At 32.2% G+C, this 10943-nt stretch carries 12 protein-coding genes; 10 read left to right on the top strand and 2 right to left on the bottom strand.

The features are described from left to right. Positions 1 to 29: 29 nt before the first annotated feature. From DXB15_RS16295 to DXB15_RS16285, 3 genes are all read left to right on the top strand, one after another. Complete coding sequence (locus tag DXB15_RS16295; RefSeq protein WP_118703511.1) at positions 30 to 569, top strand: ATP-binding protein; 540 nt, start codon at positions 30 to 32, stop codon at positions 567 to 569. Between the two features lie 346 nt (positions 570 to 915). After that, complete coding sequence (locus DXB15_RS16290) at positions 916 to 1446, top strand: sigma-70 family RNA polymerase sigma factor (RefSeq protein ID WP_109217027.1); 531 nt, start codon at positions 916 to 918, stop codon at positions 1444 to 1446. Between the two features lie 96 nt (positions 1447 to 1542). Beyond that, positions 1543 to 2067 carry a hypothetical protein gene (locus DXB15_RS16285; protein WP_109217028.1) on the top strand — a complete coding sequence of 175 codons (525 nt, stop codon included), beginning with the start codon at positions 1543 to 1545 and terminating at the stop codon, positions 2065 to 2067. A gap of 73 nt (positions 2068 to 2140) precedes the next feature. On the opposite strand, the gene DXB15_RS16280 is transcribed toward DXB15_RS16285, so the two are convergent. Next, positions 2141 to 3277 (bottom strand): hypothetical protein, encoded by a 1137-nt coding sequence (locus DXB15_RS16280; RefSeq protein ID WP_158582288.1) that lies wholly within the window; start codon positions 3275 to 3277, stop codon positions 2141 to 2143. A 166-nt stretch (positions 3278 to 3443) separates the two neighbouring features. Between DXB15_RS16280 and DXB15_RS16275 the strand changes: the two genes are divergently transcribed. The 4 genes from DXB15_RS16275 (at position 3444) to DXB15_RS17815 (ending at position 7596) form a co-directional block, all read left to right on the top strand. Continuing rightward, positions 3444 to 3971 carry a hypothetical protein gene (locus tag DXB15_RS16275; protein WP_109216829.1) on the top strand — a complete coding sequence of 176 codons (528 nt, stop codon included), beginning with the start codon at positions 3444 to 3446 and terminating at the stop codon, positions 3969 to 3971. Between the two features lie 80 nt (positions 3972 to 4051). Then, positions 4052 to 6271, top strand: a complete 2220-nt coding sequence (locus DXB15_RS16270; protein ID WP_109216830.1) for a glycoside hydrolase domain-containing protein — start codon at positions 4052 to 4054, stop codon at positions 6269 to 6271. 311 nt (positions 6272 to 6582) lie between these two features. Further along, positions 6583 to 7074 (top strand): YcxB family protein, encoded by a 492-nt coding sequence (locus DXB15_RS16265; RefSeq protein ID WP_109216831.1) that lies wholly within the window; start codon positions 6583 to 6585, stop codon positions 7072 to 7074. Positions 7075 to 7431: 357 nt separating this feature from the next. After that, entirely contained in the window at positions 7432 to 7596 is a 165-nt protein-coding gene (locus DXB15_RS17815) for a hypothetical protein (RefSeq protein ID WP_334294934.1), read from the top strand. Between the two features lie 851 nt (positions 7597 to 8447). On the opposite strand, the gene DXB15_RS16255 is transcribed toward DXB15_RS17815, so the two are convergent. Beyond that, positions 8448 to 8963 (bottom strand): hypothetical protein, encoded by a 516-nt coding sequence (locus tag DXB15_RS16255; protein ID WP_109216488.1) that lies wholly within the window; start codon positions 8961 to 8963, stop codon positions 8448 to 8450. Between the two features lie 203 nt (positions 8964 to 9166). Here DXB15_RS16255 and DXB15_RS16250 point away from each other — a divergent pair, with 203 nt between their 5' ends. From DXB15_RS16250 to DXB15_RS16240, 3 genes are read left to right on the top strand one after another with little or no spacing between them, the layout of a single operon-like run. After that, complete coding sequence (locus tag DXB15_RS16250) at positions 9167 to 9469, top strand: hypothetical protein (RefSeq protein ID WP_109216489.1); 303 nt, start codon at positions 9167 to 9169, stop codon at positions 9467 to 9469. A 2-nt stretch (positions 9470 to 9471) separates the two neighbouring features. Beyond that, positions 9472 to 9729 carry a phage holin gene (locus tag DXB15_RS16245; protein WP_109216490.1) on the top strand — a complete coding sequence of 86 codons (258 nt, stop codon included), beginning with the start codon at positions 9472 to 9474 and terminating at the stop codon, positions 9727 to 9729. A gap of 18 nt (positions 9730 to 9747) precedes the next feature. Next, positions 9748 to 10566, top strand: a complete 819-nt coding sequence (locus DXB15_RS16240; protein ID WP_109216491.1) for a CHAP domain-containing protein — start codon at positions 9748 to 9750, stop codon at positions 10564 to 10566. Positions 10567 to 10943: the final 377 nt, after the last annotated feature.

Raw genomic sequence — 10943 nt, 5'->3', positions numbered from 1 at the left:
CATGAAATACTGTATAAGGAATTCTCATTTTGACTTGTACTATTTATATTCTAGCACCATGTACAGAAATTATGAAATATATTCATGAATACCTTCATATTGCGGAGCCTTTTGTCCCAGTAGTAAATACTGGAAATGGAGTGTTAGATTCATTGATAAATTACAAGCTAAATTATGCGACCAATCAACACATAGTTTTTAAAACGCATTTTGAAATCCCGGAGAATTTACCGTTTGATAATGATGCTTTATGTATTATTATTGGTAATGGATTAGACAATGCAATAGAAGCAGTGTCTAAGAATGCAGATAATAGTAAAAAATATATTGAATTATCGATATTTTACAAAAAATCTTGTCTATGTATTATCATTCAAAATCCTTATGATCAAGCGTTGGCGTATAATGAAAAGCATCATATCATAAGTACTAAGAAAGATATAGGGAATCATGGAATAGGATTATCATCAATTCAGATGGCATTAGAAAAGTTTCATGGAAATATGTACATTAATGCGGAGCAATCTATTTTTACGTTGAAAATGTTAATGTATGATAATAAATGTTAAATATAGTCTGTAATTGAATGTATGTCAATCACAGAAAAAAGAATATTGAATATAATAGAGTATTTTCTTAAAAGTCAGATTTAAGAAAATGCTCTTTTTTTATGCGTATATATATGCGCTTTAAACAGGTATTAATTATCGTAGACTAAAAAAGTTTCAGAGATAATTTCTATCGAATATTTACTTTAAAATCAAAAATGCACAATAAGCACTTAAAACTGCTGATGTAAAAGATAAGTGATTTGTGAGTGCTAATTTGTTTTTTGATGTGGATTAAATATAAAAAGCCAAGAAGTAGTTTACTATTTTTTCCTTTATTTCTCTTTAGATTTAAAGGAGAAAATATATGTTATATAAAATTGTAGTTGATGCAAAGAATGGGGATCAGGATGCAAAAATGAAACTAATCAATAAATTTATGCCTGTTATAAGAAAATGTTCAAGAAAATTGTATAGTGAAGATGCGGAAAATGAGATGATTCTTTTTATATTAGAACTAATTCCTAAAATTCCAGACAATTTACTTCGACCAGAAAATGATGGAAAAATCGTAAATTATATATCAATTTCGGTAAAAAATCATTATTCATATTGTATACGGAAGAAAATGCAGGAGAAAGATAAAATCCCATTTTCTGACTTATCAGAAGAACAATTGCATCTATTAGAAAATGAATTATCTACGAATGATGAAATGAACAAATTGATTCAGGATGATTTGGATATTAGTTTGAGTGAAAAGGAATATAAGGTAATAGTGATGTTTTATTTTGAACAGTATTCTATAGCTGAAATTGCCGAAGAATTTAATGTATCTCGGCAGGCGGTTAATCAGATGCGTTGTAGAGCTATAAATAAATTACGAAAAATTTATTAAATTCTTTTAAATACGAACTTTACATATCGTAATAAAAATTGTCTTTTAATTATAAATGATCGATCATTAAAAAGTAGTAGCAAAGGAGAAAAAATTATGTCAAATATGTTGTTGATTAACAAAAGTGGAAAAACAATGCCTGTTTATTCTACGGATGGTGGAAACACTGTAATTGGTCATATTTACGATCGAGAAGCGTATGTATATGATTCTGATGCAGGCGGCGATGGTGTATTTAATCATGTTAAATTCTTAGATGCATCAGGCAACTTTAGATGGGGATATTTAAATTTCCCACCAGATAAAGGATGTACATTTTGTACAACATGGCCGTATAAATATAATGTTACAATTTCCGGGAAAAAATATAGTACATATTTGTTACGGAAAGATTGTAAAGCATATTATCCAAGCGGAAAATACTGGAAAACCATTCCGGCAGGTCGTCAGGTGGCAACTAATAATGAGACTATGGGAGAGAACTATCCGTATTTAAAATCTATTGATTACTATCAGGGAGACACTGGATGGGAAAGAGTATGTGGAAATTACGGTTTTGTAGACACTGGCATCAGAAGTGGATCTCGATATAATAAAATCGCATTTTATGGTGGGTGGTAAGCACAAACCTTTTATAGAGATATGTGAATAATGTAAAAAATCTCCTAGTACCAGTTTGGTACTAGGAGATTTTTTATTGCGGAATAAAGGTTGCTTGATCAATGTTAATTGGAGAAAATGTGGTGGAATAATAGCCGGTAATATCAGAAGATTCAGAATCATCATCAATTTGGATGGAGTGAGTCTCGTTTCCCATGTTTTTTCCACAGGCATACATATTATTGTCCGTTTTTAAAATAAATAAATTATCATATGTATACTTATAAGTCATAGCCCAATATGGCTCCCAATAATCAACAACAGAATTTAATTGCATAGTTTCTGACCAAACCATTAGGACATTATCAGATACTTTTGTCGCTTCTTTTACATATTCATCTTCAGTAGGGATTCCACATTGTCCCCAAAAATTGCTTCCCCATATATAAAGTTCGTTATCATTTGTTATTGCAGCAGCAGTCCAATCTCCACAGGAAACATATTTTACGTTTGAAAGCATTAAATGCGGTGTATTATAGACCATCGGCTCTTCTGCAATGTCAATTTGATGTATACCGTAAGTGCGTCCCCACCAATATGCATCACCATTATTTTTTAGAACAGCAATGCTATACATTCCAGCACTGGCATATGAGACATCTGTCATTAAAAGTTTTGGGGTATACTGTATATTTTGACCGATTGGTATATCTACTGGATCGTTTTGCGCATCTATATTATTTAAAAGAATTCCATCAAGATTATCTCCGACACCATAGAGGTCACCGTTTTCTGTTAGGTATATCAAAAAATATCCATTAACAGAACAATCCACATGAACAACATTTTCAGCTATTTTTTTATAATCAGTGTAATATGTTTCAGTATTATTTGTATCTTCTGGATGATTAATACCTAACTGTCCAGATTCATTACGTCCACATCCCCATAATATATGATTTTCATCTATATAGAAGCGATTTGAACCAATTACTTTATTTGTAATATAGCATTTTGTAATGTTAAAATCTGTATCCCAAGTTTGGCTTAAAAATCCTTCTGGAGCATAAAATGACTTTTGGGTGTTATTTGTGCTTGAAGTAGATGTGCTATTTTCAGATGAAGAAGAAACTGTGTCTGAAAGTGGAACAGAATTTATTTTTGTAGAACCACACCCAATTAATAGAGATGAACTAAGTAATAAAGACATAATGAAAAATTTAAATTTCATAAATTGAATACTCCTTTCGATAGAGATTGATTTATAAATTGATTTTATCATTATATATAAAAACAGACAAGAAAAAATGGAAATGGTGGTTTACAAGTGACTGTAATATAGCTCTTTTATTTATAGATGATCGATCATTTATAAAAATTTATAGGAGGAATGTTTAATGGCAAACAGATTATTTATTAATAAAAGTGGGCAGACACTTACTGTAAGAACTACAACATCTGATACCTCGGCAATTGTTGGGTACATTTATGACAGAGAAGCGTATGTATATGATTCTGATGCAGGCGGCGATGGTGCATTCAACCATGTTAAATTTTTGGATGCATCCGGTAATTTTAAATGGGGATATCTTAATTTTCCACCGGATGGATGGAGTACCAGTTGTATAAGTTGGCCATATAAATATAATGTATTAATTTCAGGTACAAAATATAGTACATATTTGTTACGGAAAGATTGTAAAGCATATTATCCAAGTGGAAAATATTGGAAAACAATTCCAGCAGGTCGTCAGGTCGCAACTAATAACGACACCATGGGAGAGAATTATCCGTATTTAAAATCTATTGATTACTATCAGGGAGATAGTGGATGGGAAAGAGTATGCGGAAATTATGGTTTTGTGGACACTGGCATTAGAAGTGGGTCTCGATATAATAAAATTGCATTTTATGGCGGTTGGTAAAAGTAAAAATAAAAATATAAGGAGTGGAAGTCAATCCACTCCTTGCAAAAATAATAATGAGTTAAAGGAGCAGACAGATAATGGATGAAATGATTTATAAAACACAGGTGTGGTTGAATGAAACATATGGTGGTAAGACGGGTTATAATTCTTTAAATCTGGACAATGAAAAAATTGCGGGAAAAACAAATTGGACTACTATTTATGCATTGACAAGAGCATTACAGATTGAATTAGGAATTACATCAACCGCGGATAATTTTGGTAATACTACGATTTCTAAGTTTAAATCACGTTTTCCAAATGGAATTAGTCAGCAGGCTGAAGATAGTACAGAAGAAGATAACATTTATGCAATCATTCAGGGGGCATTATGGTGTAAAGGGTATTCAGCGGTGTATGGAGCAATTACAAAACAGTTTAAATCTTCTGTAGCAAGTAGTATTAAAAAAATGAAGGCAGATGCTGGATTATCAAATGCTAATGCTACAATTTCAGTAGATTTAATGAAAGCATTATTATCTATGGATCAGTTTGTACTTTTGTCATCATATGGTGGAACATCAGAAATTAGAACAATTCAGCAGACTTTGAACGGTAATTATGCTAATTATGTGGGAATTATTCCTTGCGATGGTGTGTATGGAAGATCCTTAAATAAAGCATTGGTAAAAGTTTTACAGGCTCTGGAAGGATTATCTCCATCACAGGCAAATGGTAACTTTGGACCTACTACAACAGCAAAAATTACAAAATTAATTGTAAATAGCAAATCATCTGGAGAATATGTAAAGTTAATGCGTTACGCGCTGGCTTGTAATGGATATTCAACTGGATCCTTTTTAAATACATGGGATTCAAAACTTGAGAATTCTATTACAGAATTTCAGGGGATGTATGCATTACCTATTACCAAAATTGGAGATAAAAATACTTGGATGTCTCTGTTGACAAGTAAAGGAAATCCAGATAGATCTTCAACAGCATGTGATTGCTCTACTATCTTGAATTCAAATAAAGCTACTGCTCTTTATGATGCTGGTTATCGATATGTTGGAAGATATTTAACAGGAACCGTAGGAGGAACAACTTCAAAAGCAATGACTCGAGATGAAATTAAAAGTATTTTTGCAGCGGGGTTAAATATTTTTCCAATTTTTCAGGAGGGAACACCGAGTTTAGATCGCTATACGAAAGAAGAGGGACTTGTAGAAGGAAAGAAAGCATATAAAGCAGCATTAGCATTAGGAATTCCTCAGGGAACCATTATTTATTTTGCTATTGACTATGATGTAACTGATGCTCAGGTTACATATGTGAAAAATTACTTTAAAGGCATTAATCAGATTTTCAATCAGTCAAATTTTTATCAAGTAGGAATTTATGGCCCACGAAATGTGTGCTCTAAAGTATGTACAGCTAATCTTGCTAAAAGTAGTTTTGTCAGTGATATGTCTACTGGATTTAGTGGAAATCTTGGATATCCAATTCCAGACAATTGGGCATTTGATCAGTTTGATGAATATACATTTACAAGTGGAAATGCATCATTTGGATTAGATAAAGATGCATTCTCAGGCAGAGATAAAGGTTTTAGTATGATTAATGAAACAACTATTCTGCCAGATCTAAGCATGTATGAGAGAGTGTTGATGGCAAAAAGATTTTTTGCTAATTTCGGAATTAATCTTTTGCCAAATATGGATTTACTTTTTAATGTATCTTACACAGCAGATTTTGGAAATATGGAGATTACATATTCGTTTAGTGAAAAGAAAAAAGATGACAGTTCAGATGCAAATGTTTCTACTACAATAGATGTAATAAATGGTAGTGTAAGTGAATCTGTATCTAATGTAATGGGGGCGGCATATGGCGGCTTAGGCAATGAATATACTGTCGATATTGGCTTTGATTCTGTGACTACTATGATGGGATTAGTTTCTACAATAGAAAATGGTTCAATTGCTGTTAGAGGCGGTATGGATTCTACTGGCTGTTTTGTGATGAAATACGAGGTAGAGCAAATTGTAAGAGAGGATGATGATACAAAATATTATCAGTATTATGAAGTGGAATGCAAATTTAAACCTTATGAGAAAGATGATACGTCAACTCAACCAGAGTATTCTTTTGAAAAAGCATATGACATTAATTGGGGAGAGGTAGGAGTTGCTATCGCGGCGGTAGCAGTAGTCTTTGTAGCTGTAGTAGCTGTTGTTGGTTCATATGGAACGGCTGCACCAGCAGCTGCAGCTATGCTCTCAGTTGCCGCTAATTTGGCATATGCTTATAATTAGGAGTTAGCTAAAAATATGTTTGTGAAATCAACTTTAAAATAAGTTTCTGACAAAGGAACACCAGTTACGGTAAGTGCCGGTTCTGGTGTTCTTTTGCTTGTTATGTTTTTGTTAAATTAATATTTAAAGCACAAATACACTTAGTAAATTTGAATATAATATATTATTGAATGTAAATTTTATAAGTGTGGAATAACTTAAATACTAGACAAATTTTCCTTTTACTCATAGGCTGAATTGAAAATCTTGTTGACTATAACTATAAGATAAATTATAATACATACACTGATTATGTAAGGGAGGATATGCAAATGGATGCATTGTACAATATTGATAGTACGGTTACTTGGAATGAATATAAGAGATTTTGTAAAGTAGTTCGAAAGAGTAATAATAAACGTAAGACGTTTACATGTGTTTGTTTAATTATTGTATTACTTTTATCAATTTTATTGATCAAGGTACACGTATATTATCCAACTGCTTTGGCTATTCTTATATTATTAGTGGGTTATTTAACAGGTTTTGTTAAGCAAAGAAACGAAGTTAAACGTGCATGGAATACGAATAAGGCAATGCAAAATAGTGTACATCACTATTTGTTTTATAATGAATATCTTGAGGATAAGACCTCCACAAGTATGGCAGAATTAGCATATAATAAAATTCACAGAATAATGATTACGGATACAAATATTTACATTATGTCTGGGGCAATACAAGGATTAGTGATTTCAAAAGAGAATTGTAATGAAGAGTTTCTTTCTTTTATTTCTTCAATTAAGGAAAAGTATCATGTATGATAATTTTATTATAAATTATAGAAAGTAGTAGTGTAAATTTGATTTGAGTAATTGATTTCAAGACAATTTAACCATCGTTTGCTTGAGTATTTATAGGTTATATTTTAAAAATGTTGTTCGAATATAGAACTTAGTTTGAAACTGTGAAATTTTTTCTGTAAATTCATTAATAACAGGTTCTTCTATGATAAAATAAAAATCATAGGAGAGCCTTTTATTCTGGCAAAACAAATGAAACCAGTACATCGTGTACAAATGACAGAAGGAAAAAATATCATTCACTAACTACTTGATGAAATTGCGGAAATTCTTCAGGATGCACTGAAAGACTTTCTTGGTGAAAACATTAAGGCGCTGATGGAATCCGAAATGGATGAACATTTTGGCTATCGAAAATTTGAGCGTTCTAACAGTGACAATTATCGAAATGGTTATAAGCAAAAAAGAGTTAACAATAGTTATAAAGTAGGGAAATTGATGTTCCACTGGATTGTCAGACTACATTTGAACCGTAGATTATAAAAATGCTAGAAAGATGTTTCAGATATTAATCATAAAATCATTTTTTGTATGCGAAAGAAATAAGTATATGACAGATTTCATAGAGTATTGAATATATTTATCGATTTGAAACATTGGCAAGGATTAATTTAGATGTAACAGATAAAATATGCCACAAATTGGAGACTGACAAAGCAGTTTGTTGGTGAATATTTCGGTCAGCAAGTCTACACTGTCCGGTTATTAGGAAACCAATTGGCAATTATGTAGAATATAAGAAATCTCGCAAATGTATAGCCGGCTTATGCCCCGCAAAGTGGCTCTGGGTTTGACATTGGCTCAGTTTCTTATCAATTGTAAACAAGCCAATCAAGGTGGTTCTTGCTCCGAAATAGTGGTTTCCATATTACTGTAATCATGGTTTCTTACAGCAAGAATATCCTGCAGGATTCTGTCTCTAGCAATGGTATTATCCGTAAGTTTGTAGTTTACATCATTCTGAGCATTAACATGGAAAGAAAAAAGTACTGACAATTAGTATCTGTTATGAATGATCTGAAGCCCCGCTGGGTAAAAGATGTATTAATTATCTGTGTAGATGGTCCGACAGAAATTAAAGAAACTGTTGCAGTTACTTTTCTAAAATAGAGTATCAGCGTTGTATTGTGCATCAGGTAAGAAATACTCAAAAATACTCGAATCCCATGGTATGTTGGAAGATTTGAAGCAATGAAAAAAAGATTGCACGTTGATAAATGAAGTATTATGTATGAAGGTTGCTTGCTTGAATAAGGAATTTAACTGTGGGTTAATGCAGGCAAAGGCAAAAAAGTGTTGCGGCAACGATTTATTCGTTGCCGCAACACTTTTTTTTATTCTGCAATAAGATCGAAATTGCTTGATAACATAGATCCAGCAGAGTAGTGGAGACGAACAAAACCATTATAATATGTAATTTTTCCATCTTTTTTGTAAGCGTTTATAGCTAAATTTTCTTTTTGAGTTTTTCCAGCGGTACCTGTATTAGTGTAAATATAGTTCCCGGCATTTAAAACAAACTGTACATAGTTATTTTTGTCTACAATAGATAAATTCCTTCGTAATTTGAAACGATAATTTGTTCCAACCACAGAACTATTTACTTTTACGCCTGAATAAATCATATTTTCTACATTAGAAGGTTCAATAAATCCCTTAACCAGTTTACCAGAAGAATTTCTAAAGTAAATTTCTAATGTAGGATTAACCGAACTAACGGGACCTAAAACAATGAATCCTTCTCCAGTATACAGTTTTCCTGGGCTGGGATTGCAATCAATACCATCTGATAATGCAGTATTACTATAGACTTTTTTTAATCCACCTTTGTTTCTTGCGTGATATGACATTTTTTTCCTCCAAATTATATATTTGTAATGCATTACATTTTATAAAGAGCAGGTTGTTGGATAAATTGTAAATATATATTTGGATTATTTATAAAGATGTAAAAACACTTTTAATTTACATCTGAATAAGAAATTTGTCTTTATAAAGTGAAAGCTATAAAAATATTTTTATAACACAATAACAAAGAGATGAGGTGAATGCAATGGAACAATTGCTAATGCAGACTTATACGATTGTATTGCCTATTTTGTTAGGTTACATTGTTTGGTTATTGAAAAGCCAGACGAGGGATCGTAATGCATCTAAAAAAGGTACGATGTTGCTTTTGAGGATGCAACTAATAGAATGTCACGATAGATACATGGAGCAGGGGTATATTTCTACAAATGCATATGAAAATTTCTGCAAAATGTATGATGTCTATCATGAACTTGATGAAGATGCAACAATTGTTAAGATGAAATTAGAAATTGAAAATTTGAAACTTACAGAGAAAGGAAAATAGAAATGAAATCAATTAATTGGCGTGTGCGCTTAAAAAATAAAAATTTTTGGGTTACATTTATTCCTGCAATGATGATGCTGGTACAGGTGATATTAAGTATATTTGGATATTCTTTTGAAGTTGAAAAAGTACAAGGTAAATTACTAGATTTAGTGGATGCGGTATTTACAGTATTAGTTATCGTGGGAGTAATTAATGATCCAACAACAGTAGGATTGTCTGATAGTAAAGCTGCCATGGAATACTCTCAACCAAAATAATAATTGGAGAAAATAGATATGACAGAAAATGAAATTCGACAAAATGTTGTTAATACTGCAATAAGTTATTTGGGTTATAACAAGCAGGATGGTACATATAAAAAAATTATAGATAGGTATAATACATATCAACCCTTACCGAGAAGCTACAAGGTTACCTATAAGGATTATTGGTGTGCAGTTTTTGTATCTGTAATTTCTATGTTATGTGGTTTGACAGATATAATGTTTGTAGAATGCAGTTGCAATGTAATGATTGAGTTGTACAAAAAAGCTGATCGCTGGCAGGAAGCAGATGATTATGCCCCGTCAAAGGGGGATTTGTTACTATATGATTGGGACGATAATGGTCAGGGTGATTGTACAGGAATGCCAGATCATATTGGTATTGTTGTAGAAGTGTCTGGGAATATGATGAAAGTAATAGAGGGAAATAAGGGAAATGCTGTTGCATATCGAAATATACAGGTGAATGGACGATATATTCGAGGATATTGTTTACCAGATTATGGAAGCAAAGCTCAAAGTACAATCACGAATCAACAGATTTCAAAAACAGCAGAATCAAATAAATCAGAGAAGAAAGTTGCATATGCGAAAGAAAAAGAAAATACATATGCAGGTAAATATTTGATTATTGCCAAAGAGGGACTTAATTTACGGTATAAACCAGGTGAAATATCACAAGATAATCTTATTCTGACGATTCCATATCAGGAACAGGTCATTTGTTATGGATATTATACAACGATAAAAAATGTGAAATGGTTTTTGGTTACCTATAATGATTTAATAGGTTATGTATCTTCAGAGTATTTAAAAAAAGAACAGGTATAAGTGGTATTGAAAGAAACGTTTGGTGGGATCCAAAACCCTCAGATTATACGCATTTTGGACTTGCCATGTTTCATGAAGTTTCCACATGCAGGAAACTGACGTATATAAACAATATCAGTCATAGATCAGGATCAGACCTGAAGAAATCATATGTCCCGTTGGGACAGCAAATCATAGGTGGGAGCATATCCCCACGATCAGAACAGATGTGGCAGCATCGTCGAATGGGCAGGAGATCGCCTGCGAGAAATCAAAATACAATCGGGGGAACCCCGTTTATACATAGATAGAAAGAAGGAATCCGCACACTGGTGCGGATTCAGACTGTAGACAAACTTGGTGTTGGGTGTTATATCCAGCACCATTTTTCTTTTAAA

It is taken from the genome of Roseburia sp. OM02-15, assembly GCF_003481835.1.
GTDB lineage: Bacteria > Bacillota > Clostridia > Lachnospirales > Lachnospiraceae > Eubacterium_I > Eubacterium_I ramulus_A.
The sequence above is the reverse complement of the archived record's forward strand: the minus strand, read 5'-3'. Positions and strand labels throughout refer to the sequence as shown.